Genomic DNA, 25704 nt, shown 5'->3' with positions numbered 1-25704 from the left:
TACGCGGTACGCGCTTCAAACCAGCCTCACCCCGTCGGGTGAGGCTTTTGTGCAAAGGGAGGAAAGTGATGAGTCTGGAAACCTGGCTGCTGTTCAGCGGCGCTGCGCTGGTGGTGATCCTGATCCCGGGGCCACTGTCTTTGCTGATGATCAGCAACAGTTTGAATTACGGTCTGGGGCGTTCCTACCCAGCCTTTCTCGGTGGCGTGATGGCCTCGATTGGCCTGCTGAGCGCTTCGGCGCTGGGCCTGGGCGCGCTGCTGCTGGCGTCGGAGCAATTGTTCAGCGCGCTGAAGATCGTTGGTGCCCTGTATCTGTTCTACCTCGCCTGGCAGAGCTGGCAGCAATCGCGTCAACCGTCCCATGGTGCCGAAGTGCCCCAGGCGGCACCGGTGCCACGCTTTCGTGCCCTGTTCGGGCGCGCATTCATGCTGGGTGCGAGCAACCCGAAAGACATTCTGTTCTTCGCCGCGTTCCTGCCACAGTTCTTGAGCGCCGAACAGCCGTTCCTCCCGCAGTTGCTGGTGATGATTGCCACCTGGACCGTGCTGGACCTGCTGTGCAAGTTGGCTTACGGGCTGGGTGCCCATGGTGCGGCGCGGTATCTGCGCAGTGGCAAGGGACAGAGCTGGTTTAACCGGATCAGTGCCGGGTTGTTCAGTGGCGCGGGGGCAGCGTCTCTGCTCAGCCGTTAAGAGCGTCGCTGGCAAGCCAGCTCCCACAGGTCGTGCGAATTCCTTGTAGGAGCTGGCTTGCCGGCGAAAGCGCCAGCACAGGCACCACTTTTCTCCAGGCGAAAAAAAGCCCGCAGTGTGAGCGGGCGAAAGACCAAAGAAGCTATATGCGCAGTCGCTTCCAGGTTGAGGCAGCTGCTTGGGGGATCAGCTGCCGCGATACGTGGAATAGCTGTACGGCGAAATCAGCAAGGGCACGTGATAGTGGTCCTGCTCCGCAGAAATGCCAAAACGCAGCACCACCACATCCAGGAACGCCGGTTCCGGCAGTTGAACGCCACGGGCGCGGTAGTAATCGCCCGCATGGAACTGAATCTGATAGACCCCGGTGCGGTAGTCATCACCTTGCAACAACGGTGCATCGACACGGCCATCGCTGTTGGTTATCGCGCTGGCGACCCATTCCAGCTGCGAACCTTCAACACGGTACAACTCGACCTTGATCGAGCTGCCCGGGCAGCCATGTGCAGCGTCCAAAACATGTGTAGTCAAACGTCCCATTGATTCTGCGCGCCTGGCTGCGTGGAGCAGTCAGACCTCGCGCCTCCCGAAGTCAGTTGAAAAGGAGACCGCACCGTTTCGGAGCACGAAAAGCTGCGGCGAGCGATTGATTAAGACACTTTTCAAAAAAATTGTACACAATAAAAACGACATTTTTACGGCGAACAGCGTCCTCCATGGATTTCCTGGCGATTAACTGGCGAACCGCAGGCTGGTTGACCTCTCCAGCCATTAGCTGACCAATCAGGCAGGTTTCTTGCAGGATCGGATCAAGCGCACGCAAAGATGACCGTTAACGAAAAATGCAAAAAATCAGGCTTACAAAGTGAATATAAAGTTGTATACAATCAGCCCATCGCTGTGACGCCAGCCTGTCTTTCCACTTCAGGCACGCCACACCACCCTGACAGCCACGAATAAGAAGGAAGACTGCAGTGAGCGCTGACTACCCACGCGACCTGATCGGTTACGGCAGTAACCCTCCTCATCCACACTGGCCGGGCAATGCCCGCATCGCCTTGTCCTTCGTGCTCAATTACGAAGAAGGCGGCGAGCGCAACATCCTGCACGGCGACAAAGAATCCGAAGCCTTCCTGTCCGAAATGGTCTCGGCGCAGCCACTGCAAGGCGCGCGCAACATGAGCATGGAATCGCTGTACGAGTATGGCAGCCGTGCCGGTGTCTGGCGGGTTCTGAAACTGTTCAAGGAATTCGACATTCCGCTGACCATCTTCGCCGTGGCCATGGCCGCCCAGCGCCACCCGGACGTGATCCGCGCCATGGTCGAAGCCGGCCACGAGATCTGCAGCCACGGCTACCGCTGGATCGACTACCAGTACATGGATGAAACCCAGGAACGCGAGCACATGCTCGAAGCGATCCGCATCCTCACTGAAATCACCGGTGAACGTCCGCTGGGCTGGTACACCGGCCGTACTGGTCCGAACACCCGTCGCCTGGTGATGGAAGAAGGCGGTTTCCTCTACGACAGCGACACCTACGACGACGACCTGCCCTACTGGGAACCGAACAACCCGACCGGCAAGCCGCACCTGGTGATCCCGTACACCCTGGACACCAACGACATGCGCTTCACCCAGGTCCAGGGTTTCAACAAGGGCGACGATTTCTTCGAATACCTCAAAGACGCGTTCGACGTGCTGTACGCCGAAGGCGCCGATGCACCGAAAATGCTCTCGATCGGCCTGCACTGCCGCTTGATTGGCCGTCCGGCGCGCCTGGCCTCGCTCAAGCGCTTTATCGAATACGCTAAAAGTCATGAACAGGTGTGGTTCAGCCGTCGCGTCGACATCGCACGCCACTGGCAAGCAACCCATCCGTACCAAGGGGCTGCCAAATGAGCACCTTTCAATCCATCAAGCCATCGACCCTGAGCCGCGACGCTTTCGTCAGCGTGTTCGCCGATATCTACGAACATTCGCCATGGGTGGCCGAAAAGGCCTTCGAGCTGGGCCAGGACGCTTCGATCGACGAGATCGAAACCCTGCACCAGCGCATGAGCGACATCCTGTTGAGTGCCGATCAGCAAAGCCAGCTGGCCCTGATCAACGCTCACCCGGACCTGGCCGGCAAAGCCGCCGTCCAGGGCCAGTTGACCGAAGCCAGCACCCATGAACAGGCTGGCGCCGGTATTCACCAATGCACGGCCGAAGAGTTCCAGCGCTTCACCGAGCTGAACGACGCCTACAAAGCCAAGTTCAAGTTTCCCTTCATCATGGCGGTAAAAGGCAGCAACCGGCATCAGATCCTCGCGGCGTTCGAAACGCGCATTCACAACCCGGTCGACACCGAATTCAAGTGCGCGCTGGCGCAGATCAACAAGATCGCCCTGTTCCGATTACTGACCCTATAGCGATCCTGGCCCGAGAAACCTCATGAACGCTTGCGTTTCCCAGGGCCCCGAGAGCATCCCAAGCCAACTTATTAAAGGCAGACAAGAAGAATGAAAGCTTACGCCGTACCTTTCGAGAAGTTCGTCAACCTGGCCGACGCCCGCCTGGGCACCAAAATCATCTCGGTCACCGATGACTGGTTCGCAGACGCCAATCGTCTGTTCCAACCGACTCCGGCCGTCTGGAAGGAGGGCGTGTTCGATGACAACGGCAAGTGGATGGACGGCTGGGAATCGCGCCGCAAGCGCTTCGAGGGCTACGACAGCGCAGTGATCCGCCTGGGCGTGCCGGGCTCGATCAAAGGCGTCGACATCGACACTTCATTCTTCACCGGCAACTTCCCGCCGTCGGCCTCCCTGGAAGCCTGCTTCCTGGCCGAAGGCGAGCCAGACGAAAACACCCAGTGGACTGAAGTGCTGTCCGCCGTCGAGCTGCAAGGCAACAGCCACCACTACCACGAAATCAGCAACGACCAGGCCTTCAGCCACCTGCGCTTCAACATCTACCCGGACGGCGGTGTTGCCCGTCTGCGCGTGTACGGCATTCCATTCCGTGACTGGTCCGCTGTAGGCGACAACGAGCAGGTCGACCTGGCGGCAGCCCTCAACGGTGGCCGCGCCCTCGCCTGCTCCGACGAACACTTCGGCCGCATGAGCAACATCCTCAACCCGGGCCGTGGCATCAACATGGGCGACGGCTGGGAAACCGCGCGCCGCCGTACACCGGGCAATGACTGGGTGATCGTCGCACTGGGCCACCCGGGCGAAATCGAGAAAATCATCGTCGATACCCTGCACTTCAAGGGCAACTACCCGGACAGCTGCTCGATCCAGGGCGCCTTCGTCAAGGGCGGTACCGACAGCCAGATCGAAACCCAATCGCTGTTCTGGCGCGAACTGCTGCCAAGCCAGAAGCTGGAAATGCACGCCGAGCACACCTTCGCCGAGCAGATCAAGGCACTGGGCCCGATCACCCACATCCGCCTGAACGTGTTCCCGGACGGCGGTGTGAGCCGCCTGCGTGTACTGGGCAAGGTCGCGAAATAAGGTTGAACCCATTCGCGAGCAGGCTCGCTCCCACATTTGAAATGCATTCCCCCTGTGGGAGCGAGCCTGCTCGCGAAAGCGTCAGAACCAACAACACAGAATTCGGATAAGAAGAACAGCATGCGCACACTACAGATTGAACCGCTGACCAAAGAAGCCTTCGCCCCTTTCGGTGACGTGATCGAAACCGACGGCAGCGATCACTTCATGATCAACAACGGTTCGACCATGCGCTTCCACAAACTGGCGACGGTGGAAACCGCCACGCCAGAGGACAAGGCGATCATCAGCATCTTCCGCGCCGACGCGCAGGACATGCCGCTGACCGTCAGCATGCTGGAGCGTCATCCGCTGGGCAGCCAGGCGTTCATTCCGCTGCTCGGCAACCCCTTTCTGATCGTGGTCGCGCCACTTGGCGATGTACCTGTATCAGGCTTGGTCCGCGCCTTCGTCACCAACGGCAGGCAGGGCATTAATTACCATCGCGGCGTCTGGCACCACCCGGTGCTGACGATCGAAAAGCGGGATGACTTCCTGGTGGTTGATCGCAGTGGCACAGGCAATAACTGCGATGAGCATTTTTTCAAAGAGGATGAGCGTTTGATCCTCGCCCCCCACCAATAAGAGAAGGTCTGATCACTCGACAACAGAGTGACAGGCGAGAGGTAAAGACTGTGGAAGCACATCTGTTGGAATGGCTGAACCTGAGCGTGCGCTGGGTTCATATGATTACTGGTGTGGCCTGGATCGGCGCATCGTTCTACTTCGTCTGGCTGGAAAACAACCTCAATCGGGTCAACCCGAAAAGTGGCCTGGCCGGTGATTTGTGGGCGATCCACGGCGGCGGTATCTACCACCTGGAAAAATACAAACTGGCCCCACCGACCATGCCGGACAACCTGCACTGGTTCAAATGGGAAGCCTACTTCACCTGGATGTCGGGGATCGCGCTGCTGTGCGTGGTGTTCTACTCCAACCCGACGCTCTACCTGCTGGCCCCCGGCAGCACCCTGAGCGGCCCTGAAGGCGTGGCCATCGGCATCGGCTCGCTGTTCATCGGCTGGTTCGTCTACTCCTTCCTGTGCGACTCGGCCCTGGGCAAACGCCCTGCCCTGCTCGGCTTCATCCTGTTCGTGCTGATCATTGGCGCCGCTTACGGCTTCAGCAAGGTGTTCAGCGGTCGTGGTGCGTACCTGCACGTCGGCGCGATCATCGGCACCATCATGGTCGGTAACGTGTTCCGCATCATCATGCCGGCGCAGCGGGCACTGGTGGCGGCGATTGCCGAGAACCGCACGCCTGATCCGGCGCTGCCAGCCAAAGGCTTGCTGCGTTCGCGTCACAACAACTACTTCACCTTGCCGGTGCTGTTCATCATGATCAGCAACCACTTCCCGAGCACCTACGGCAGCCAATACAACTGGCTGATCCTGGCCGGGATCGCGGTGCTGGCGGTGTTGGTGCGTCATTACTTCAACACTCGTCACGACAGCCACAAGTTTGCCTGGACCTTGCCTGTGGCAGCGGTCGGCATGATCAGCCTGGCCTACGTCACCGGCCCTGCGCCGATGACCAGCCCGGACGTGGCCAAGGCGCCTGCGAAGATCGAATACCAGCCGCTGCCGGAAACGGCATTGGGTGGTGGTTTGAAACCCGCTGAAGCCAAACCTGCAGAAGCACCGGCCGCCGCACCGGCACAAGCGTCGAATGCGGGTCCTGGCTTCAACAAGGTGCACAGCGTGATTCAGGAACGTTGCGCGGTTTGCCACTCGGCCAAACCGACCAGCCCGCTGTTCAGCGCGGCCCCGGCCGGTGTGATGTTCGACACCCCCGAGCAGATCCGCCAGAACGCTGCGCGTATCCAGGCTCAAGCCGTCGCCAGCCAGATCATGCCCCTGGGCAACATCACCAAGATGACCCAGCAGGAACGTGACCTGATCGGCGCCTGGATCGTTCAGGGAGCACAGACCAACTAATCGTTAACAGCATCGCTGGCAAGCCAGCTCCCACAGGGTTTTGCACTGCCTGTGTGGGAGCTGGCTTGCCAGCGATTGGCCGCAACGCGGTTTACCTGATGCAAAGAAACAGCTGTGAGCAACCCGGCAGCTGTTCAATCACAAGAATAAAAAAGATCCGAGGTGTTGCATGTCCGAGCTCTCCAAAGCGCGCATCCCCGACGCACCCGCCATTCAGCGTTTGCCCCTTTTGCAACTGATCCTGGTCGGTCTGCAACATGTTCTGCTGATGTACGGTGGCGCCATCGCGGTGCCGCTGATCATCGGACAGGCCGCTGGCCTGAGTCGTGAAGAAATCGCCTTTCTGATTAACGCCGACCTGCTGGTGGCCGGCATTGCCACCATCGTTCAGTCGCTCGGCATCGGTCCCGTGGGCATTCGCATGCCCGTGATGATGGGCGCCAGTTTCGCCGCCGTCGGCAGCATGGTCGCCATGGCCGGCATGCCCGGTATCGGCTTGCAAGGGATCTTCGGCGCCACCATCGCCGCCGGGTTCTTCGGCATGATCATCGCCCCGTTCATGTCCAAGGTCGTACGCTTCTTTCCGCCGCTGGTGACCGGTACGGTCATCACCTCGATCGGTTTGTCGCTGTTCCCCGTGGCCGTGAACTGGGCCGGAGGCGGTGCTGCGGCCAGCCAGTTCGGCTCGCCGATTTACCTGACCATCGCCGCGCTGGTGCTGGGCACCATTTTGCTGGTGCATCGCTTCATGCGCGGTTTCTGGGTCAACATTTCCGTGCTGATCGGCATGTGCCTGGGCTATGTGCTCTGCGGCCTGCTCGGCATGGTCGACCTCAGTGGCATGGCCCAGGCCCCGTGGCTGCAATTCGTCACCCCGCTGCATTTCGGCATGCCGAAATTCGAACTCGCGCCGATCCTGTCGATGTGCCTGGTGGTGGTGATCATCTTCGTCGAGTCCACCGGGATGTTCCTGGCCCTGGGCAAGATCACCGGCCAGGAAGTCTGCCCGCGCATGCTGCGTCGCGGCTTGTTGTGCGATGCCGGCGCTTCGTTTTTCGCCGGTTTCTTCAACACCTTCACCCATTCCTCCTTCGCCCAGAACATCGGCCTGGTGCAGATGACCGGCGTGCGTTGCCGCTCGGTGACCATCGTGGCCGGCGGCCTGCTGATCGTCCTCAGCCTGTTGCCCAAAGCCGCGTTCCTGGTGGCGTCGATTCCGCCAGCGGTGCTCGGCGGTGCCGCCATTGCGATGTTCGGCATGGTTGCCGCGACCGGGATCAAGATTCTCCAGGAAGCCGATATCGCTGACCGTCGCAACCAACTGCTGGTAGCGGTCAGCATCGGCATGGGCCTGATCCCGGTGGTGCGTCCGGAGTTTTTTGCCCACCTGCCGGTGTGGATGAGCCCGATCACCCACAGCGGTATCGCCATGGCCACGCTCAGCGCGCTGACCTTGAACCTGCTGTTCAACATCCTCGGCGGCGCCGAACGCGCAGCCATCAACGACTGCCACGCCCACTGACAGGTAACCATCCCCCCCTGTAGGAGCGAGCCCGCTCGCGATGGTCGTCAACGATAACGCGTGCATCCTGGATGAACGCGGTGTCCTTGAGGTTTTCGCGAGCAGGCTCGCTCCTACAGGGCGGGGTTGCCTGCGCCTGAAAAATAAAAACAAGAAGGAGCAACAGATGATTCGTACCCAGAAAACCATGATGTTGGGCGGCGGCCTTCTGGCCGCCAGCCAGGCCATGGCCGGCGATTTACTGCTGTGGCAAACCAACAGCCTGAGCTATCTGTACGGCAAGGATTTCGCGGTCAACCCGCCGATTCAGCAGACGGTGACCTTCGAGCACGCTGATCGCTGGAAGTACGGCGACAATTTCCTGTTCATCGACAGCACCTACTACAACGGCGAAAAAGACCGAAACAAAGGCGTTCACGCCTACTACGGCGAGTTCAGCCCGCGCCTCTCGTTCGGCAAAATCCTCGACCGCCGCTTCGAACTCGGCCCGATCAAGGACGTATTGCTCGCCATGACCTACGAGAATGGCGAAGACGACACCGAAGCGTATTTGATCGGCCCCGGTTTCGATCTCAAGGTGCCCGGCTTCAACTATGTGACCCTGAACTTCTACCGCCGCCACACCGAAGGTTCACGGCCCGGCGATGGGGTCTGGCAAATCACACCAGGCTGGTCCTATACCCTTCCACTGGGCAATTCGAGCCTGTTGATCGACGGCTACATCGACTGGGTCGTGGACAACGACCAGAACTCACACGGCACCTACCACGCCAACCTGCACTTCAATCCGCAGATCAAGTACGACCTGGGCAAAGCCCTGGGTTGGCGCGAAAAACAGGTGTATGTCGGCGCCGAGTACAGTTATTGGAAAGACAAATACGGCATCGAGAACAGCTCCAGACTCGACACCCATGAAAACACCACCAGCCTGCTGGTGAAGGTGCATTTCTAAGATGGCCCGCAATCGTGCCCCAGACCTGCCGTCGGTGCGCTGTTGCGGGGCACTTGAGACCTGGCCGAGGAGTCAGTATTCTCCGCGGCCGCCTGAATCCGCTTTAAAAAAAAGCCCGGATTTAATTCCTGACCAGAAAGCCAACTTATCCCGGCTCTGGACGGTACCAAGGCATCCCCGACCCCCTCTCAATCGACTGTTCCTGAGCAGCCGAGCGGGAGTTTTTTTGCTTTTCGAATGCCTTGGCGCAGCTTTTGCTAACAGCACTAAAGCTGACCGATTGGATGATTTTTATCGCTACAGAAAAAGGCGCCACACCAGAGCGCCGACCTTAAAAAAATAACGTGGAACCACTGACATTTTTGGGAGCAACCGAATGAAACGTACGTGCACTAGCCTGATGCTGGCCGGATCGATGGTGACGGGGGGCCAGGCCATGGCCGGCGACTTGCTGCAATGGCAGAACAACAGCCTGACCTATCTGTATGGCAAGGACTTCCAGGTCAACCCGCGCATTCAGCAGACGGTGACCTTCGAACACGCCGATGGCTGGAAATACGGCGACAACTTCATATTCGTCGACAAGATTTTCTACAACGGCAAGGATGACAGCAACGCCGGCTCGAACACCTACTACGGTGAAATCAGCCCACGGCTGTCGTTCGGCAAAATCTTCGATCAGAAACTCGAGTTGGGTCCGGTCAAGGACGTGTTGCTCGCCATGACTTACGAGTTCGGTGAAAACGATACCGAGTCCTACCTGATCGGTCCCGGTTTCGACCTGGCCATCCCCGGTTTCGACTACTTCCAGTTGAACTTCTACAACCGCCACACCGAAGGCAGCCGTGCGGGCGACAACGTCTGGCAGATCACGCCAGTCTGGTCCTACACCATTGCGGTGGGCGACTCGGACGTACTGATCGACGGCTACATGGACTGGGTGGTCGATAACGACAAGAACGCCAAAGGCACCTACCACGCCAACCTGCACTTCAATCCGCAGATCAAATACGACCTGGGCAAGGCACTGAATTTCGGTGCGAAGCAGTTGTATGTGGGTGTCGAGTACGATTATTGGAAAGACAAGTACGGCATTGAAGACAGCCAGTACTTCAAGACTGACCAGAGCGTGACCAGCTTCCTGGTGAAGTTCCACTTCTGATCTTGTAGAAGCGAGCCTGCTCGCGATGGATCAGAGAGCGCCACGGGGTGTCAGGCTCCCGGCGTCATCGTTAACGTCCGTCGCGAGCAGGCTCGCTCCTACAACCCGAGAAACCGGCGCAGCTCTTCCTTCTTGGCCAACGCGTCCCGCCGCCCCAAATCAATCAGCTCGCTGCAATACCCCGCTTCGAACAGCAGATAACTCAGCACCCCCGCCCCACTGGTCTTTGTCGCACCCGGCCCGCGCAGGAACAGGCGCAACGCCGCAGGCAATTCCTGGCGATGGCGCGCGGCAATCTCGTCGATGGGCTGGCTCGGAGAAATCACCAGCACCTCCACCGGCGCCACGCCCAGCGCCCGGGCTGGCGTACCGTCGGGCAACAAATGACTGAACTGATTCAATCGCTGCAGCAGTTCGATGTCGCTTTCCAGGCTGTCAATGAATGTACTGTTGAGCATGTGCCCGCCAATCTGCGCCAGGGTTGGCTGTTGACCGGTATAGGCGCGTTGAAGTGGCTGCTCGGGGTCGACCCCGCGCGGGTTGCCACTGACCCCCACCACCAGCACTCGACTGGCCCCCAGGTGCAGCGCCGGACTGATGGGGGCCGATTGGCGCACCGCACCATCGCCGAAATACTCCTCGCCGATTTTCACCGGGGCGAACAGAAGAGGAATGGCCGAGCTGGCCAGCAAATGATCAACGGACAACTGGGTGGGAATGCCGATCCGCCGATGGCGCAGCCAGGAGTCGATGGTGCCGCCCCCTTGATAGAAGGTCACAGCCTGACCCGACTCATATCCGAAGGCGGTGACGGCCACCGCATGCAACTGCTTTTGCGCGATGGCTTCGGCAATGCCGTCCATCTGTAATCTGTCGTGGAGCAGCCTGCGCAACGGCGAGCTATTGACCAGGGCCACCGGGACCCGGGCGCCAAGCCCCAGCAAGCTGTGACTGACGAAGCGGCTGGCCTGGTGGATCACCCCCGGCCAGTCACTGCGCAGCACCAGGTGGCTGCGAAAGCCTTGCCAGAACGCTGTCAGGCGTTCGATGGCCGCGCGAAAATCCGTCGCGCCACTGGCCAGGCTGACCGCGTTGATCGCCCCGGCGGAAGTGCCGACGATCACCGGAAACGGATTGTCCGCGCCCAGCGGCAGCAACTCGGCAATCGCCGCCAGGACGCCGACCTGATAGGCCGCCCGCGCCCCGCCGCCGGAAAGAATCAACCCTGTAACCGGTTCCCTTGGACTCATGCACAACACTCCATGGTGCTTGATGGGATGTCACTGCAGGAGCGGGCCTGCTCGCCGAGGTCGTCAACGATAACGCCGAGAGCCTGACACCCCACGGCGCTCTCAGGTTTTTCGCGAGCAGGCTCGCTCCTACAGGGGATCGTGGTTCAACCGCGTTTGGCGTACAGCTTGGGCTCGCCGGGTGGACGGCTCTTGAAGCGGCGATGGGCCCAGAGGTATTGCTCCGGGCATTCGCGCAAGACGCCTTCGATCCACTGGTTGATCCGCAGGCAGTCGGCCTCTTCGGTTTCGCCGGGGAAGCCTTCGAGCGGTGCATGAATCACCAGGCGATAACCGCTGCCGTCCGCCAGCCGTTCCTGGGTGAACGGCACGACCAAGGCCTTGCCCAGCCGCGCAAACTTGCTGGTGGCGGTGACAGTCGCCGCCTGAATCCCGAACAACGGCACAAAAATACTCTGCTTGGCGCCGTAATCCTGGTCGGGCGCGTACCAGATCGCCCGGCCCGCCCGAAGCAGTTTGAGCATGCCGCGCACGTCCTCACGCTCTACTGCCAGCGAATCGAGGTTGTGCCGCTCGCGGCCACGGCGCTGGACGTAGTCGAACAACGGGTTTTTGTGTTCGCGGTACATGCCGTCGATGGTGTGCTGCTGGCCCAGCAATGCCGCGCCTATTTCCAGCGTGGTGAAATGCAGCGCCATCAGGATCACGCCCTTGCCGTCGCGCTGGGCCTGTTTCAAATGCTCCAGCCCTTCGACATGGGCCAGCTTCGCCAGACGCTTGCGTGACCACCACCAGCTCATGGCCATTTCGAAAAAGGCGATGCCGGTGGAGGCGAAGTTTTCCTTGAGCAGGCGCTTGCGCTCGGCAGCGGTCTTTTCAGGGAAACACAGCTCCAGATTGCGCTTGGCGATGCGCCGTCGGTCGCCGGCCACCCGATACATGAACGCGCCCAGCACGCGACCGATCCACAGCAATACCGGATACGGCAACTGCACAATCAGCCACAACAGCCCCAGGCCGCACCACAGCGGCCAGAAGCGCGGAGAAAGAAAGGTTGTTCGAAAACGCGGGCGATCCATTAAAGGTTCCGAAAAGACGATGGCCGCGCATTCTACATCGTTCGACCCGGCTTGCGGCCTGCGGGCGTTCTCGTTATAAGTCTCGGCACTTTTAGTGACAAGTCGTTGTATGCCGACCATGAGCCAAACCGAACCGCTAGACCAAGATCCCGTGTTCCAGCTGAAGGGCAGCATGCTCGCCATTACGGTGCTGGAACTGGCCCGTAACGACCTCGAAAGCCTTGACCGGCAACTGGCCGCCAAGGTCGCCCAGGCGCCGAACTTCTTCAGCAACGCGCCGCTGGTACTGGCCCTGGACAAACTGCCGGCCAACGAAGGCTCCGTCGATTTGCCGGGGCTGATGCGCGTCTGCCGCCAGCATGGTCTGCGCACCCTGGCGATCCGCGCCAGCCGCATCGAAGACATCGCGGCCGCCATCGCCGTCGATCTGCCAGTGTTGCCGCCCTCCGGCGCCCGTGAACGACCGCTGGACCTGAACGAAGGCGTGGTGGTGAAAAAACCGGAAAAACCACCGGAGCCGACCATCAAGCCGACGAAAATCATCACCTCGCCGGTGCGCGGTGGTCAGCAGATCTATGCCCAGGGCAGCGACCTGGTGGTGATCTCGTCGGTCAGCCCGGGGGCGGAACTTCTCGCCGATGGCAACATCCATGTATACGGCCCCATGCGTGGCCGCGTGTTGGCCGGGGTCAAAGGCGACACGAAAGCCAGGATTTTCTGTCAGCAGATGAGCGCTGAACTGGTCTCCATCGCCGGTCATTACAAGGTTTCCGAGGACTTGCGTCGCGACCCTCTATGGGGTTCGGGCGTACAGGTCAGCCTGTCGGGCGATGTGTTGAACATCATTCGGCTTTAACGGATACTGCCGCATTTTCCAAGCATCTCTAAAACGTAGCGAAAACGGCTCAAACGAAGTAGGAAAAAGGTCGAAAGCAGTGTTTACCGGGGGTAAACGCCGCCAGGGACCGGGTTCCAGCCAAGGCTGTCCGACTGCAGTAGTTTTCAAGAGATGTTTTTCAGGGGCTAAAAGTCCTTTTTCCTTAGGGGTGAAACACCTTGGCCAAGATTCTCGTGGTTACATCCGGCAAGGGTGGTGTGGGTAAGACCACCACCAGCGCCGCTATCGGTACAGGCCTCGCTTTGCGCGGTCACAAAACAGTTATCGTCGACTTCGACGTCGGCCTGCGTAACCTCGACTTGATCATGGGTTGCGAGCGCCGCGTGGTGTATGACTTCGTCAACGTCGTCAACGGCGAAGCCAACCTGCAACAGGCCCTGATCAAAGACAAGCGCCTGGAAAACCTCTACGTCCTGGCCGCCAGCCAGACCCGCGACAAAGACGCGCTGACCGTTGAAGGCGTGGAAAAAGTCCTGATGGAGCTCAAGGAACAATTTGAGTTCGTCGTCTGCGACTCCCCGGCCGGCATCGAAAAAGGCGCCCACCTGGCCATGTACTTCGCTGACGAAGCGATTGTCGTGACCAACCCGGAAGTGTCCTCGGTTCGTGACTCCGACCGCATGCTCGGCCTGCTGGCCAGCAAGTCCCGTCGTGCCGAACAGGGTCAGGATCCGATCAAGGAACACCTGCTGATTACCCGCTACAACCCGGAGCGTGTGAGCAAAGGCGAAATGCTCGGCGTGGAAGACGTCAAGGAAATCCTCTCGGTGACCCTGCTCGGCGTGATCCCGGAATCCCAGGCGGTGCTCAAGGCATCCAACCAGGGCGTGCCGGTGATTCTCGACGACCAGAGCGATGCCGGCCAGGCCTACAGCGATACCGTTGATCGCCTGCTGGGCAAGTCCGTGGATCATCGATTCCTCGATGTACAGAAGAAGGGATTCTTCGAGCGCCTGTTTGGAGGCAACTAAGCAATGAACCTTTTTGACTTCTTTCGTGCCAACAAAAAGCAAAGCACCGCGTCGGTAGCGAAAGAGCGTCTACAGATCATCGTGGCGCACGAACGCGGCCAACGCAGCACCCCGGACTACCTGCCAGCCTTGCAGAAGGAACTGGTCGAGGTGATCCGCAAGTACGTCAATATCGGGTCCGATGACGTGCACGTCGCACTGGAAAGCCAGGGCAGCTGCTCGATTCTGGAACTCAACATCACCCTGCCAGATCGCTGAGTCGATCCGGCAGGAGCCACGGCGGCTCGATCATTCGAAACGCCTTCCCTGTGGGAGCTGGCTTGCCAGCGATAGCATCAACGCGTTGTGACAGTCAGACCGCGTTGCCTGCATCGCCAGCAATCCGGCTCCTACAGAGAGGGGCGTATGAATGATCGAGCCGCCGTTGGCGTTTGTAACGAGGCTGTTTTAATGCCGTTGTCCAATATCCACATCCTTCACCAGGACGCCGCCGTGCTGGTGGTGAACAAGCCGACCCTGTTGCTTTCCGTCCCCGGCCGGGCCGACGACAACAAGGACTGTCTGATCACCCGCCTGCAAGAAAATGGCTACCCGGAAGCGCGAATCGTCCACCGACTGGATTGGGAAACGTCCGGCATCATTCTGCTGGCCCGCGACCCGGACACGCATCGCGAACTGTCCCGACAGTTTCACGACCGCGAAACCGAAAAAGCCTACACCGCACTGTGCTGGGGTCAGCCGGAACTGGACAGCGGCAGCATCGATTTGCCGCTGCGCTACGACCCACCGACCAAGCCACGCCATGTGGTCGACCATGAATTCGGCAAACATGCCCTGACGTTCTGGCGCGTGCTGGAACGTTGCGGCGACTGGTGTCGCGTCGAGCTGACGCCGATCACCGGTCGGTCTCACCAACTGCGCGTGCACATGCTGTCCATCGGCCATCCGCTGCTGGGCGACGGGCTCTACGCCCACGAACAGGCGCTGGCCGCCTGGCCGCGACTGTGCCTGCATGCGAGCATGCTCAGCTTCACCCATCCCAAGACCGGTGAACGCCTGCGCTTCGAGTGCCCGGCACCGTTCTAAACCACGAGCGCAAAACCTGTGGGAGCGGGCTTGCTCGCTCCCACAGGGTTCTCGTCCAGATTCAATATCTGAGCCCGCCTCAACCATCAGTGCGACGCCATTTACCAGGCCAATACGTTAAACTGGCGCCATTGCTGTCTGGAGTTAGCACATGCGCGAAGAGTTGAACCAAGGCCTGATCGACTTCCTCAAGGCCTCCCCCACCCCGTTCCATGCCACCGCCAGCCTTGTTCAGCGTCTGGAAGCGGCCGGCTATCAGCGCCTCGACGAGCGCGAGCCATGGAATACCGAGACCAATGGCCGCTACTACGTCACCCGTAACGACTCTTCGATCGTCGCGATCAAGATGGGCCGCCACTCGCCACTGCACGGCGGTATTCGCCTGGTGGGCGCCCACACGGACAGCCCGTGCCTGCGGGTCAAGCCGCAGCCGGAACTGCAGCGCCAGGGCTTCTGGCAGCTGGGTGTCGAAGTCTATGGCGGCGCACTGCTGGCCCCGTGGTTCGACCGCGACCTGTCCCTGGCTGGCCGCGTGACCTTCCGTCGCGACGGCAAGGTCGAGAGCCAGTTGATCGACTTCAAGGCACCGATTGCGATCATCCCGAACCTGGCCATACACCTCAATCGCGAAGCCAACATGGGCTGGGCGATCAACGCCCAGACCGAGCTGCCGCCTGTGCTTGCGCAATTTGCCGGCGACGAACGCGTGGATTTCCGCGCCGTGCTCACTGACCAACTCGCCCGCGAACACGGGCTGAACGCCGACGTCGTGCTCGATTACGAGTTGAGTTTCTACGACACCCAAAGCGCCGCCGTCATCGGCCTGCATGGCGACTTCATCGCCGGTGCGCGCCTGGACAACCTGCTGTCGTGCTACGCCGGCCTGCAAGCGCTGCTCAACGCCGACACTGAAGAAACCTGCGTACTGGTCTGCAACGACCACGAAGAAGTCGGTTCCTGCTCGGCGTGCGGCGCCGATGGCCCGATGCTGGAGCAGACGCTGCGCCGCCTGCTGCCCGAGGGTGACGAGTTCGTACGGACCATTCAGAAATCCCTGCTGGTCTCGGCTGACAACGCTCACGGCGTGCACCCGAACTACGCCGACAAGCATGACGCCAACCACGGCCCGAAACTCAACGCCGGCCCGGTGATCAAGGTCAACAGCAACCAGCGCTACGCCACCAACAGCGAAACCGCCGGGTTCTTCCGCCACTTGTGCATGGCCGAAGAAGTGCCGGTGCAAAGCTTCGTGGTGCGCAGCGACATGGGCTGCGGCTCGACCATCGGCCCGATCACCGCCAGCCACCTGGGGGTACGCACCGTGGACATCGGCCTGCCAACCTTCGCCATGCACTCGATTCGCGAACTGTGCGGCAGCCATGACCTGGCACACCTGGTCAAAGTGTTGAGCGCGTTCTATGCCAGCCGCGAGCTGCCGTAACCCCTGAAAAACATCGCGGGCAAGCCCGCTCCCTTAGGTTAATGAGAAACCCTGTGGGAGCGGGCTTGCCCGCGATGACATCAGCCAATTCAACGCAAAGTTCATGATTGCAGTGATTCATTTTTGACACACATCACTGCGCCCCACCAAAAGCCGCCTAGACTTTAACCATCCCTTTCGACAAGGCAGTCGCCATGATCTCACTCTCTTCGTTCCACGCCATGCTGATCCCGATTCTGACTGGGATGATTCTGCTGGCCATCGGTTTCAATTTTCGCGACAAGAATCTCGGCGTGTTCGCCATGTGGATCGGTATGCTCACCATCCTCGCCACCGTGGTGTTCAAGATCCTCGCCAAACTCAACGAATAAATCCTGCCCCCGACTCGCATTGGTTTTCGCGGGCTCGTACACTCGATCGACCCGCTCACCCCGAGGTTGACCGCCTAGTGTTCGCTCGCCTGCTCGCCCTACCGTCCCTGTTCCTGCTCTGCCTCATGACGCTGCTGCCGATGGCGCCTGCCCAGGCGGTCGGTCTGCCAAGCCTGCTCAGCCCGGCGAAAACCCAGCCCGAGGCACAGGAACCCTTGGGGCAATCCCTGGACGAAGTGATCAAGTCACTGGAGAACGATCGGCAGCGAGCTCAGCTACTGGCGGATTTGAAGAAGCTGCGCGACGCCACGAAAAAGGCCCAACCCATCACCGAAGAGGGCGTGCTGGGCCTGATTGGCGGGACCCTGGCCAGTCTCGGAAAACAGTTTTCCGAAGCCGACAGCCCGATCACCCGTTGGTCCAACGAGTTCGACCTGGCCACGAACGAACTGATGGCACTGGCGCTGCCGGCCAATGAATGGCTACCCATCGCCTTCGCCTTCGCCATGATCCTGATGGTCTGGAGCCTGCTGGCGGCAGCGCTGATCTGGATCAGCCATCGCGTGCGCATGCGCTTCGGCCTCACCGAAGAACTGCCGCAACACCCCAAGGCCCTGGACATGCTGCGTTTCGCATTGCGTAAACTCGGCCCCTGGCTGATTGCCTTGGTCATCACGGTGTACATGAGCTACGCGCTACCCTCGTCGCTGGGCAAAAGCCTGGCCATGGTGCTGGCCTATGCGCTGGTGGTCGGCACCTGTTTTTCCGCGATCTGCGTGATCGCCTTTTCCTTGCTCGAAGGTCCGCACCGCCACCGCGCCTTGTACATCCTTCGGCATCAGGCATTCCGGCCGTTGTGGCTGATCGGCAGCTTCGCCGCGTTCGGTGAAGCGCTGAACGACCCACGCCTGATCGACAGCCTTGGCAGACATTTGGCGCACACCGCCGCGACGGCGGCCAATGTATTGGCCGCGCTGTCCACTGGTTTGTTCATCTTGCGATTCCGTCGGCCGATTGCCCACTTGATCCGCAATCAGCCGCTGTCCCGGCGCCTGACCCGCCGCGCCCTTAGCGATACCATCGAAATTCTTGGCACCTTCTGGTACGTACCGGCACTGGTGCTGGTAGGGATTTCCCTGTTCGCCACCTTTGTCTCGGCCGGCGATACCAGCACCGCATTGCGTCAGTCGCTGATCTGCACCGTGCTGCTGGTGCTGTGCATGGTGATCAACGGTCTGGTGCGCCGCCATGCCCTCAAGCCGCAACGCGGCGTGAAGCGCCACGCACTGTACTCGGAACGCCTGAACAGCTTTTTCTATACCCTCGCCCACCTGCTGGTGTGGCTGGCGTTCATCGAACTCGGCCTGCGGGTCTGGGGCATGTCGCTGATCCGCTTCACTGAAGGCGAAGGCCATGAGGTCAGCGTCAAACTGTTCAGCCTCGGTGGCACACTGATCTTTGCCTGGCTGATCTGGATTCTCAGCGATGCCGCCGTGCATCACGCTCTCACCCGCTCGCGCATGGGCCTGGCCAATGCCCGTGCGCAGACGATGATGCCGCTGATCCGCAACGTGCTGTTCGTGGCGATTTTCATCATCGCGCTGATCGTCGCCCTGGCGAACATGGGCATGAATGTCACGCCGCTGCTGGCCGGTGCCGGCGTGATCGGTCTGGCGATCGGTTTCGGTGCCCAGTCGCTGGTGGCCGACCTGATCACCGGGCTGTTCATCATCATCGAAGACTCCCTGGCCATCGATGATTACGTCGACGTCGGCGGCCACATGGGGACCGTCGAAGGCCTGACCATTCGTACCGTGCGCCTGCGGGATATCGACGGCATCGTCCACACCATTCCGTTCAGCGAAATCAAAAGCATCAAAAACTATTCCCGGGAATTCGGCTACGCGATCTTCCGGGTCGCGGTGCCTGCGAGCATGGATATCGACAACGCGATCAAACTGATGCGAGAGGTCGGCCAGAAAATGCGCACCGATCCACTGCAACGGCGCGACATCTGGTCGCCGCTGGAGATTCAGGGCGTGGAAAGCTTCGAGTCCGGCAACGCGATTCTGCGCGCCCGGTTCAAGACCGCGCCGATCAAGCAGTGGGAAGTGTCCCGGGCGTTCAACCTGTTGCTGAAACGGCATCTGGATGAAGCCGGGATGGATCTGGCCACCCCGCGGATGAGCGTGCAAGTCATCACTGCTGGCGGCGGGCAGGAAAAACAGGAGTGACTGCAAGGCCGTCTTCGCGAGCAGGCTCGCTCCCACAGTTGGTCTCCTGTGTCAGTGAGATCTGTGATTTGCCGCGATCAAATGTGGGAGCGAGCCTGCTCGCGAAGGGGTCGCCAAGGTCGCGCAGATAAACAGTCTTGTCAGACAACATCGACGCCGACATGAATCGCATCATGTCGCCAGAACTCCAGATCGCAGTCGATCAAACGTTCATGCTGATCGTAATTGACCCGGGCGATGCGCAAGCCCGGGCTGCCCACCGAAACGCGCAACGCCGCCGCCGCATCGGCCGACAACGCGGTCGGCACAATCTCGAAGCGCACCCGGCCATAGTGCAAATCGTAGTGTCGCGCGTACAGCTCGGTGATCGACTGATTCAGATCGAACGCCAGAATCCCCGGAAAATACTGCGGATTGAGGTAGTGCTCCACGTACAACACCAGCCGCCCATCGATACGCCGCGAGCGACAAATCTGAATCACGCTCGACAATGCCGGCAGCTGCAACCAGGCGCAGACCGCCGCTGACGCCGGCTGCAATCGCGCCGAAATCACTTCGGTAGACGGCACCCGCCCCTGGGCGCTGACCATCGCGTGAAAGTGACTGCGCTGCATCAGGTTGTAGGCCAGGCGCGGCGGCGAGACGAACCAGCCCCGTCGCTCTTCGCGGTAAATCTGCCCTTGGGCTTCCAGTTGCAACAAGGCCTCACGCACGGTGATCCGCGTGGTGCCAAACAACTCACTGAGTTTTCGCTCGGCCGGCAATTTGCTGCCTGGAGCCAATAGACCGTGGTCGAGCTGCTCCTGAAGCACCTGGCCAATGGCTGTCACCGCTTTTGTAGCCTCATCGCGCATCAATGTTACCTATCTGGACTAGACCAGCACTGTTTCGGGGCGGAACCGCACGACAAATCGGCTCGATCAACGCCCTGCAAGCGTAGGCAGTGCAGATGACTGAGAGATGACAACCTACCGAACGGTCATCCCAAACGCTATTCAACTATCGATTGAAAACCTGCAATTCACCGGCCAAGTCCCTTGTCTAGCGGGCCTTTGCCCATGGTCTACGCTTACCGGGCACCCTCCAATACCGTGCGAATAAAAGTCTTGCAGGGCGACGAACGACATCAAAGTGTCATCGAGCCCGCTTAAATTGGCTCAGGTATTGCTGACCTAGACCAAAACAATCGCAATCGCAGCGTTGAAAACGCCCATAGGAGCTTCGGAATGAAACAGCTTTTCCTGGCATCACTGTTAGGCTCGACCATTGCCATGTGCACCGCCGCCATGGCGGCTGATGATTTGAAAACCCTTGAAGCCGCTGCGAAAGCGGAAGGCGCAGTGAATAGCGTCGGCATGCCCGATGACTGGGCCAACTGGAAAGGCACCTGGGACGACCTGGCCAAGACTTATGGCCTCAAACACATCGACACCGACATGAGCTCGGCACAGGAAATCGCCAAGTTCGCCGCTGAAAAAGACAACGCCAGCGCCGACATCGGCGACGTCGGTGCTGCCTTCGGCCCGATCGCGGTCAAGCAAGGCGTCGTCCAGCCTTACAAACCGACGACCTGGGACCAGGTTCCGGCCTGGGCCAAGGACAAGGACGGCAACTGGGCACTGGCCTACACCGGCACCATCGCCTTTATCGTCAACAAGAAGCTGCTGCACGGTTCCGATGTACCGACCAAGTGGTCTGACCTCAAGTCCGGCAAATACAAGGTTTCCATCGGTGACGTGAGCACCGCCGCCCAGGCCGCCAACGGCGTTCTGGCCGCCGCACTGGCCAATGGTGGTGACGAGAAAAACCTGCAACCTGCCCTGCTGATGTTTGCCGATATTGCCAAACAGGGTCGCCTGTCGATGGCTAACCCGACCATCGCGACCATGGAAAAAGGCGAAATCGAAGTCGGCGTGGTCTGGGACTTCAACGGCCTGAGCTACAAAGCGAAGATGGCCAATCCGGATGACTACGTGGTGCTGATCCCGTCCGATGGCTCGGTGATTTCCGGCTACACCACCATCATCAACAAATACGCCAAGAACCCGAACGCCGCCAAGCTGACCCGCGAATACATCTTCAGCGATGCCGGCCAAACCAATCTGGCGCGCGGCAACGCCCGTCCGATCCGTGCCGAACACGTGAAACTGCCGGAAGACGTGAAGGCCAAGCTGCTGCCTAACGAGCAGTACAAAAACGTCACGCCGATCAAGGACGCGGATGCGTGGGAGAAGACTTCCAAGGCACTGCCGCAGAAGTGGAACGAAGAAGTCATTGTCGAAATGAAGTGATGCTGTAGCCCGCCAACTGACGGGCCAATGGAAATCCCTGTGGGAGCGAGCCCGCTCCCACAGTGGACCGAGTGAGTTCCGATATCCCGTTTCACGGAGTCATCGCCCCTATGAAGCACAACGTCATCCTTGTCGTGCTCGACGGCCTGAGCTACGAGGTTGCCCGGCATGCCATGGGGCACCTGCAGGCCTATGTCGGCGCAGGACGCGCAGCGCTCTACAAGCTGGAGTGCGAGCTGCCGGCGCTGTCCCGTCCGCTTTACGAATGCATCCTGACCGGCGTCACGCCGATCGACAGCGGCATCGTTCACAACAACGTCTCGCGCCTGTCCAACCAGCGCAGCATCTACCACTACGCCAGAGAGGCCGGCCTGAAAACCGCTGCGGCGGCCTATCACTGGGTCAGCGAACTGTATAACCGTTCACCGTTCGTACCTGCCCGCGATCGGCATACCGACGATCCGGACCTGCCGATCCAGCACGGCCACTTCTACTGGAACGATCACTACCCCGACTCGCACCTGTTCGCCGACGCGGAAAACCTGCGCCTGCGCCACGCACCGGATTTTCTGTTGATCCACCCCATGAACATCGACGATGCCGGGCACAAGCACGGTCTCGACACCCCGCAATACCGCAATAGCGCCCGTTCGGCCGACATCATCCTCGCCGACTACCTGCAAGGCTGGCTCGACGCCGGATATCAGGTGCTGGTGACGGCGGACCACGGCATGAACAACGACCGTTCCCATAACGGCCTGTTGCCAGAAGAACGCGAAGTGCCGCTGTTCGTGCTTGGCGATGCCTTCAGCTTCAATGCCGACGCGGCGCCGAAACAGACGGACATTTGCGGCACGGTCTGCGAGCTGCTGGGCGTGCCCCATGACAAACCTGTGTGCCGGGAGTTGCTCAAGTGAACGCCATGACTCGCGGCAAATGGCTGGCAGCCTTGTGCCTGGTGCCCTTCGCACTGTTCTTTATCGTGTTCGAAATCGCCCCGCTGGCCTGGGTGATGATCAACAGCCTGGAATCGGAAGAGTTCGGCTGGGGCCTGGCCAACTTCACCAAAATCTTCAACTCGAAGTTCTACCTGCAGGCGATCCAGTACAGCCTCGAGATCAGTTTCTGGTCCAGCGTATTCGGCATCATCATCGCCGTGCTCGGCGCCTATTCGCTGCGCCGGGTCGACTCGAAACTGCGCAACTTCGTCAATGCTTTCGCCAACATGACCAGCAACTTCGCCGGCGTGCCATTGGCTTTCGCGTTCATCATCCTGCTGGGCTTCAACGGCAGCTTCACCATCATGCTCAAGCAGGCGGGGATCATTCAGGATTTCAACCTGTATTCGAAAACCGGGCTGATCATCCTCTACACCTACTTCCAGATTCCCCTTGGCGTGCTGCTGCTCTACCCCGCCTTCGATGCCCTGCGCGAAGACTGGCGTGAGTCCGCAGAGCTGCTCGGGGCGAACGGCTGGCAGTTCTGGCGCCACATCGGCTTGCCAGTGCTGACCCCGGCACTGCTCGGCACCTTCGTCATCCTGCTGGCCAACGCCCTCGGCGCCTATGCCACGGTGTACGCCCTGACCACCGGCAACTTCAACGTGCTGCCGATCCGTATCGCGGCGATGGTCTCGGGGGACATTTCCCTCGATCCGAACCTGGCCAGTGCCCTGGCCGTGGTGCTGGTGGCCTTGATGACCCTGGTGACCATCGTGCATCAGCTGCTGTTGAAGAGGAGCTACCATGTCTCGCGCTGAATTGGGGCCCGTTGGCATTTACCATCGGGTGGTGGTTTACCTGCTGTTTGCCATCCTGCTGCTGCCGCTGCTCGGCACGCTTGTCTATTCGATAGCCAGCAGTTGGTCGGCCACCATCTTGCCCAGCGGTTTCACCCTTAAATGGTATGTGCAGTTGTGGAGCGATCCGCGTTTCCTGCATGCCTTCGGTCAGTCGCTGCTGGTCTGCATCGGCGCACTGATCCTGTCGGTGGTGCTGATTCTGCCGCTGCTGTTCGTGGTGCATTACCACTTCCCGAAGCTCGACGCGCTGATGAACATCCTGATCCTGCTGCCCTTCGCGGTGCCGCCGGTGGTGTCATCGGTCGGACTGCTGCAGCTCTATGGGTCCGGGCCGTTTGCGATGGTCGGCACGCCCTGGATTCTGATCGGTTGCTACTTCACCGTGGCGTTGCCGTTCATGTACCGGGCGATTACCAACAACCTGCAAGCGATCAACCTGCGCGACCTGATGGACGCCGCCCAACTGCTCGGCGCCAGCACCTTTCAAGCAGCGTTCCTGGTGGTGCTGCCGAACCTGCGCAAGGGCTTGATGGTGGCGTTGCTGCTGTCGTTCTCGTTCCTGTTCGGTGAGTTCGTGTTCGCCAACATCCTCGTCGGTACCCGCTACGAAACCCTGCAGGTGTACCTCAACAACATGCGTAACAGCAGCGGCCACTTCACCAGTGCGCTGGTGATCTCCTACTTCTTCTTCGTACTGGTTCTGACCTGGGTGGCCAATATCTTGAACAAGGACAAAAGCGAATGAGCTATGTCAGCGTCCAACACCTTCAGAAAAACTACGCGGGCACCACGGTGTTCAGCGACATCAACTGCGAAATCCAGAAGGGCGAGTTCGTCACCCTGCTCGGCCCCTCCGGTTGCGGCAAGTCGACGCTGTTGCGCTGCATCGCCGGCCTGACGTCGGTAGATGGTGGCAAGATCCTGCTCGATGGTGTCGATATCGTGCCATTGAGCCCGCAAAAGCGTGGAATCGGCATGGTGTTCCAAAGCTACGCCCTGTTCCCCAACATGACCGTCGAGCAGAACGTTGCCTTCGGTCTGCGCATGCAAAGGGTCAACGCCGACGATAGCCAGAAACGCGTCGCCGAAGTGCTGAAACTGGTCGAGCTGAACGACTTTGCCTCGCGCTATCCGCATCAACTGTCGGGTGGCCAATGCCAGCGCGTGGCCCTCGCCCGCTCGCTGGTCACGCGACCACGCCTGTTGCTGCTGGATGAACCGCTGTCGGCCCTCGATGCGCGAATTCGCAAGCACTTGCGCGAACAGATCCGTCAGATCCAGCGTGAATTGGGCCTGACCACGATCTTCGTCACACACGATCAGGAAGAAGCCCTGACCATGTCCGACCGGATTTTCCTGATGAATCAGGGAAAAATCGTACAGAGTGGCGACGCCGAAACCCTGTACACCGCACCGGTGGATGTATTCGCGGCCGGGTTCATCGGCAACTACAACCTGCTGGACGCCGATGCGGCCTCGAAGCTGCTGCAGCGGCCAATCAGCCATCGCATCGCCATTCGCCCGGAAGCCATCGAGCTGAGTCTCAATGGCGAGCTGGACGCACAGGTACGCAGCCATAGCCTGCTGGGCAACGTGATCCGCTACAGGATCGAAGCCCGGGGTGTGGAGTTGGTGGTGGATGTGCTCAACCGGTCGGCGTCCGATTTGCATCCCGATGGTCAGCGCCTGGCGCTTTCCATCGATCCGACGGCGCTGTGTGAGGTAGCCTGATGCCCTTGTTGACGTTGAAGAGAGAACTGCACTGATGGCCCTGGCAATTTTTGATCTGGACGAAACCCTGATCCACGGCGACTGCGCCTCGCTGTGGAGTGAACAAATGGTCCGCCTCGGCTGGGTCGACGGTGAATCCTTCCTGCGTCGAGACAAGGAATTGATGGACGCCTACGGCCGCGGCCACCTGGCGATGGAAGACTACATGGCCTTCAGCCTGGAGCCGTTGATCGGCCGCACGCCGGAGGAGATCGACCACCTGGTCGGTCCATGGGTCGAAGACGTCATCGAACCGATCATCTTCAGCGGCGCCACCCGGGCCATCGCCGAGCACCGCAAGCTCGGCGATCGCATTCTGGTGATTTCCGCCTCGGGCACCCACCTGGTGCGACCGATCGCCGAACGCCTGGGCATCGACGAAATACTCGGCATCGAACTGGATGTGGCGCACGGGGTTTACTCCGGCAAAACCGTGGGCACCCTGACCTACCGCGAAGGCAAGATCACCCGACTGCTGGAATGGCTGGATGCTGAAGAGGAAAACCTCGAAGGCGCGAGTTTCTATTCCGACTCACGCAACGATTTGCCGTTGCTGTTGAAGGTGGATTTCCCGCATGCGGTCAATCCGGATCCGGTGCTCCTCGAGCACGCAAAGAAAGCGGGCTGGCCGATCCATCTCTGGAAATGACAACGACTCCCCTATGGGAGCGTGGCTTGCCCGGGACTCAGGCGACGCGGTGTATCG

General features: G+C 60.1%; 26 protein-coding genes. 22 read left to right on the top strand and 4 right to left on the bottom strand.

The window, feature by feature from the left end; translation table 11 throughout:
- The first annotated feature begins 68 nt into the window (after positions 1 to 68).
- Positions 69 to 695: a LysE family translocator gene (locus ACX3YF_RS16175; protein ID WP_130203678.1), complete on the top strand. Its 627-nt coding sequence runs from the start codon at positions 69 to 71 to the stop codon at positions 693 to 695.
- Between the two features lie 186 nt (positions 696 to 881).
- Here ACX3YF_RS16175 and uraH read toward each other — a convergent pair whose 3' ends face one another.
- The gene (gene uraH, locus ACX3YF_RS16170; protein ID WP_047531657.1) at positions 882 to 1235 is read right to left on the bottom strand and encodes a hydroxyisourate hydrolase; all 354 of its coding nucleotides are present in this window, start codon (positions 1233 to 1235) and stop codon (positions 882 to 884) included.
- Between the two features lie 434 nt (positions 1236 to 1669).
- Here uraH and puuE point away from each other — a divergent pair, with 434 nt between their 5' ends.
- From puuE to ACX3YF_RS16130, 8 genes are all read left to right on the top strand, one after another.
- On the top strand, positions 1670 to 2596 hold the full coding sequence (puuE, locus tag ACX3YF_RS16165) for an allantoinase PuuE (protein WP_130203679.1): 927 nt from the start codon (positions 1670 to 1672) through the stop codon (positions 2594 to 2596).
- Positions 2593 to 3108 carry a 2-oxo-4-hydroxy-4-carboxy-5-ureidoimidazoline decarboxylase gene (uraD, locus tag ACX3YF_RS16160; RefSeq protein WP_130203680.1) on the top strand — a complete coding sequence of 172 codons (516 nt, stop codon included), beginning with the start codon at positions 2593 to 2595 and terminating at the stop codon, positions 3106 to 3108. Before puuE ends, uraD begins: the two co-directional genes overlap by 4 nt.
- Before the next feature lie 90 nt (positions 3109 to 3198).
- Positions 3199 to 4194: an allantoicase gene (alc, locus tag ACX3YF_RS16155; RefSeq protein ID WP_020800421.1), complete on the top strand. Its 996-nt coding sequence runs from the start codon at positions 3199 to 3201 to the stop codon at positions 4192 to 4194.
- A 120-nt stretch (positions 4195 to 4314) separates the two neighbouring features.
- Complete coding sequence (locus ACX3YF_RS16150) at positions 4315 to 4818, top strand: ureidoglycolate lyase (RefSeq protein WP_189340170.1); 504 nt, start codon at positions 4315 to 4317, stop codon at positions 4816 to 4818.
- Positions 4819 to 4868: 50 nt separating this feature from the next.
- Positions 4869 to 6170 (top strand): urate hydroxylase PuuD, encoded by a 1302-nt coding sequence (locus ACX3YF_RS16145; protein ID WP_196585639.1) that lies wholly within the window; start codon positions 4869 to 4871, stop codon positions 6168 to 6170.
- 169 nt (positions 6171 to 6339) lie between these two features.
- A complete protein-coding gene (locus ACX3YF_RS16140; RefSeq protein ID WP_448647278.1) occupies positions 6340 to 7692 on the top strand; it encodes a nucleobase:cation symporter-2 family protein in 1353 nt (450 codons plus the stop codon).
- A 166-nt stretch (positions 7693 to 7858) separates the two neighbouring features.
- Complete coding sequence (locus tag ACX3YF_RS16135; protein WP_103402573.1) at positions 7859 to 8644, top strand: outer membrane protein OmpK; 786 nt, start codon at positions 7859 to 7861, stop codon at positions 8642 to 8644.
- 376 nt (positions 8645 to 9020) lie between these two features.
- Positions 9021 to 9806, top strand: coding sequence for an outer membrane protein OmpK (locus tag ACX3YF_RS16130; RefSeq protein ID WP_458973915.1), 786 nt, complete (start codon positions 9021 to 9023; stop codon positions 9804 to 9806).
- A gap of 98 nt (positions 9807 to 9904) precedes the next feature.
- On the opposite strand, the gene ACX3YF_RS16125 is transcribed toward ACX3YF_RS16130, so the two are convergent.
- Together ACX3YF_RS16125 and ACX3YF_RS16120 are read right to left on the bottom strand one after the other, a co-directional pair.
- On the bottom strand, positions 9905 to 11056 hold the full coding sequence (locus tag ACX3YF_RS16125) for a patatin-like phospholipase family protein (RefSeq protein ID WP_458973914.1): 1152 nt from the start codon (positions 11054 to 11056) through the stop codon (positions 9905 to 9907).
- A 146-nt stretch (positions 11057 to 11202) separates the two neighbouring features.
- On the bottom strand, positions 11203 to 12135 hold the full coding sequence (locus tag ACX3YF_RS16120) for a lipid A biosynthesis lauroyl acyltransferase (protein ID WP_196585643.1): 933 nt from the start codon (positions 12133 to 12135) through the stop codon (positions 11203 to 11205).
- A 118-nt stretch (positions 12136 to 12253) separates the two neighbouring features.
- On the opposite strand from ACX3YF_RS16120, the gene minC reads away from it, so the two are divergent.
- The 7 genes from minC to ACX3YF_RS16085 all read left to right on the top strand — a co-directional run bounded on the left by minC (position 12254) and on the right by ACX3YF_RS16085 (position 19136).
- Positions 12254 to 12991: a septum site-determining protein MinC gene (gene minC, locus ACX3YF_RS16115; RefSeq protein ID WP_130203687.1), complete on the top strand. Its 738-nt coding sequence runs from the start codon at positions 12254 to 12256 to the stop codon at positions 12989 to 12991.
- A 200-nt stretch (positions 12992 to 13191) separates the two neighbouring features.
- Positions 13192 to 14004, top strand: a complete 813-nt coding sequence (gene minD, locus ACX3YF_RS16110; protein ID WP_130203688.1) for a septum site-determining protein MinD — start codon at positions 13192 to 13194, stop codon at positions 14002 to 14004.
- Between the two features lie 3 nt (positions 14005 to 14007).
- On the top strand, positions 14008 to 14262 hold the full coding sequence (gene minE, locus ACX3YF_RS16105; RefSeq protein ID WP_007974947.1) for a cell division topological specificity factor MinE: 255 nt from the start codon (positions 14008 to 14010) through the stop codon (positions 14260 to 14262).
- A gap of 192 nt (positions 14263 to 14454) precedes the next feature.
- On the top strand, positions 14455 to 15090 hold the full coding sequence (locus ACX3YF_RS16100) for an RluA family pseudouridine synthase (protein WP_458973913.1): 636 nt from the start codon (positions 14455 to 14457) through the stop codon (positions 15088 to 15090).
- A 151-nt stretch (positions 15091 to 15241) separates the two neighbouring features.
- Complete coding sequence (locus ACX3YF_RS16095) at positions 15242 to 16531, top strand: M18 family aminopeptidase (protein ID WP_047531698.1); 1290 nt, start codon at positions 15242 to 15244, stop codon at positions 16529 to 16531.
- 194 nt (positions 16532 to 16725) lie between these two features.
- Positions 16726 to 16902: a hypothetical protein gene (locus tag ACX3YF_RS16090; protein ID WP_189340160.1), complete on the top strand. Its 177-nt coding sequence runs from the start codon at positions 16726 to 16728 to the stop codon at positions 16900 to 16902.
- A gap of 77 nt (positions 16903 to 16979) precedes the next feature.
- Entirely contained in the window at positions 16980 to 19136 is a 2157-nt protein-coding gene (locus ACX3YF_RS16085; RefSeq protein ID WP_458973912.1) for a mechanosensitive ion channel family protein, read from the top strand.
- A 140-nt stretch (positions 19137 to 19276) separates the two neighbouring features.
- Here ACX3YF_RS16085 and ACX3YF_RS16080 read toward each other — a convergent pair whose 3' ends face one another.
- Positions 19277 to 19990: a UTRA domain-containing protein gene (locus ACX3YF_RS16080; protein WP_047531705.1), complete on the bottom strand. Its 714-nt coding sequence runs from the start codon at positions 19988 to 19990 to the stop codon at positions 19277 to 19279.
- 372 nt (positions 19991 to 20362) lie between these two features.
- Between ACX3YF_RS16080 and ACX3YF_RS16075 the strand changes: the two genes are divergently transcribed.
- The 6 genes from ACX3YF_RS16075 (at position 20363) to ACX3YF_RS16050 (ending at position 25647) form a co-directional block, all read left to right on the top strand.
- The gene (locus tag ACX3YF_RS16075; RefSeq protein WP_130203690.1) at positions 20363 to 21427 is read left to right on the top strand and encodes an ABC transporter substrate-binding protein; all 1065 of its coding nucleotides are present in this window, start codon (positions 20363 to 20365) and stop codon (positions 21425 to 21427) included.
- Positions 21428 to 21537: 110 nt separating this feature from the next.
- Positions 21538 to 22344: an alkaline phosphatase family protein gene (locus ACX3YF_RS16070; RefSeq protein WP_130203691.1), complete on the top strand. Its 807-nt coding sequence runs from the start codon at positions 21538 to 21540 to the stop codon at positions 22342 to 22344.
- A gap of 5 nt (positions 22345 to 22349) precedes the next feature.
- Positions 22350 to 23186, top strand: coding sequence for an ABC transporter permease (locus tag ACX3YF_RS16065; RefSeq protein ID WP_458946230.1), 837 nt, complete (start codon positions 22350 to 22352; stop codon positions 23184 to 23186).
- On the top strand, positions 23173 to 23973 hold the full coding sequence (locus ACX3YF_RS16060) for an ABC transporter permease (protein WP_130203693.1): 801 nt from the start codon (positions 23173 to 23175) through the stop codon (positions 23971 to 23973). The genes ACX3YF_RS16065 and ACX3YF_RS16060 overlap by 14 nt, the downstream gene beginning before the upstream one ends.
- On the top strand, positions 23970 to 24959 hold the full coding sequence (locus tag ACX3YF_RS16055; protein WP_448647281.1) for an ABC transporter ATP-binding protein: 990 nt from the start codon (positions 23970 to 23972) through the stop codon (positions 24957 to 24959). Before ACX3YF_RS16060 ends, ACX3YF_RS16055 begins: the two co-directional genes overlap by 4 nt.
- Before the next feature lie 34 nt (positions 24960 to 24993).
- Positions 24994 to 25647, top strand: a complete 654-nt coding sequence (locus ACX3YF_RS16050) for an HAD family hydrolase (RefSeq protein WP_458944523.1) — start codon at positions 24994 to 24996, stop codon at positions 25645 to 25647.
- Positions 25648 to 25704 lie beyond the last annotated feature (57 nt).

The organism is Pseudomonas fluorescens group sp. PF-69 (assembly GCF_054481235.1).
Note: the sequence above shows the minus strand (reverse complement) of the source record. Positions and strands in the feature narration are given on the sequence as shown.

What these genes read in the sequence shown, in the direction of transcription:
- ACX3YF_RS16175 (WP_130203678.1), top strand. Translation starts at nt 69, where the DNA reads ATGAGTCTGGAAACCTGGCTGCTGTTCAGCGGCGCTGCGCTGGTGGTG.
- uraH (WP_047531657.1), bottom strand. Translation starts at nt 1,235, where the DNA reads ATGGGACGTTTGACTACACATGTTTTGGACGCTGCACATGGCTGCCCG.
- uraD (WP_130203680.1), top strand. Translation starts at nt 2,593, where the DNA reads ATGAGCACCTTTCAATCCATCAAGCCATCGACCCTGAGCCGCGACGCT.
- alc (WP_020800421.1), top strand. Translation starts at nt 3,199, where the DNA reads ATGAAAGCTTACGCCGTACCTTTCGAGAAGTTCGTCAACCTGGCCGAC.
- ACX3YF_RS16150 (WP_189340170.1), top strand. Translation starts at nt 4,315, where the DNA reads ATGCGCACACTACAGATTGAACCGCTGACCAAAGAAGCCTTCGCCCCT.
- ACX3YF_RS16140 (WP_448647278.1), top strand. Translation starts at nt 6,340, where the DNA reads ATGTCCGAGCTCTCCAAAGCGCGCATCCCCGACGCACCCGCCATTCAG.
- ACX3YF_RS16135 (WP_103402573.1), top strand. Translation starts at nt 7,859, where the DNA reads ATGATTCGTACCCAGAAAACCATGATGTTGGGCGGCGGCCTTCTGGCC.
- ACX3YF_RS16130 (WP_458973915.1), top strand. Translation starts at nt 9,021, where the DNA reads ATGAAACGTACGTGCACTAGCCTGATGCTGGCCGGATCGATGGTGACG.
- ACX3YF_RS16125 (WP_458973914.1), bottom strand. Translation starts at nt 11,056, where the DNA reads ATGAGTCCAAGGGAACCGGTTACAGGGTTGATTCTTTCCGGCGGCGGG.
- ACX3YF_RS16120 (WP_196585643.1), bottom strand. Translation starts at nt 12,135, where the DNA reads ATGGATCGCCCGCGTTTTCGAACAACCTTTCTTTCTCCGCGCTTCTGG.
- minC (WP_130203687.1), top strand. Translation starts at nt 12,254, where the DNA reads ATGAGCCAAACCGAACCGCTAGACCAAGATCCCGTGTTCCAGCTGAAG.
- minE (WP_007974947.1), top strand. Translation starts at nt 14,008, where the DNA reads ATGAACCTTTTTGACTTCTTTCGTGCCAACAAAAAGCAAAGCACCGCG.
- ACX3YF_RS16100 (WP_458973913.1), top strand. Translation starts at nt 14,455, where the DNA reads ATGCCGTTGTCCAATATCCACATCCTTCACCAGGACGCCGCCGTGCTG.
- ACX3YF_RS16095 (WP_047531698.1), top strand. Translation starts at nt 15,242, where the DNA reads ATGCGCGAAGAGTTGAACCAAGGCCTGATCGACTTCCTCAAGGCCTCC.
- ACX3YF_RS16090 (WP_189340160.1), top strand. Translation starts at nt 16,726, where the DNA reads ATGATCTCACTCTCTTCGTTCCACGCCATGCTGATCCCGATTCTGACT.
- ACX3YF_RS16080 (WP_047531705.1), bottom strand. Translation starts at nt 19,990, where the DNA reads ATGCGCGATGAGGCTACAAAAGCGGTGACAGCCATTGGCCAGGTGCTT.
- ACX3YF_RS16075 (WP_130203690.1), top strand. Translation starts at nt 20,363, where the DNA reads ATGAAACAGCTTTTCCTGGCATCACTGTTAGGCTCGACCATTGCCATG.
- ACX3YF_RS16070 (WP_130203691.1), top strand. Translation starts at nt 21,538, where the DNA reads ATGAAGCACAACGTCATCCTTGTCGTGCTCGACGGCCTGAGCTACGAG.
- ACX3YF_RS16065 (WP_458946230.1), top strand. Translation starts at nt 22,350, where the DNA reads ATGACTCGCGGCAAATGGCTGGCAGCCTTGTGCCTGGTGCCCTTCGCA.
- ACX3YF_RS16060 (WP_130203693.1), top strand. Translation starts at nt 23,173, where the DNA reads ATGTCTCGCGCTGAATTGGGGCCCGTTGGCATTTACCATCGGGTGGTG.
- ACX3YF_RS16055 (WP_448647281.1), top strand. Translation starts at nt 23,970, where the DNA reads ATGAGCTATGTCAGCGTCCAACACCTTCAGAAAAACTACGCGGGCACC.
- ACX3YF_RS16050 (WP_458944523.1), top strand. Translation starts at nt 24,994, where the DNA reads ATGGCCCTGGCAATTTTTGATCTGGACGAAACCCTGATCCACGGCGAC.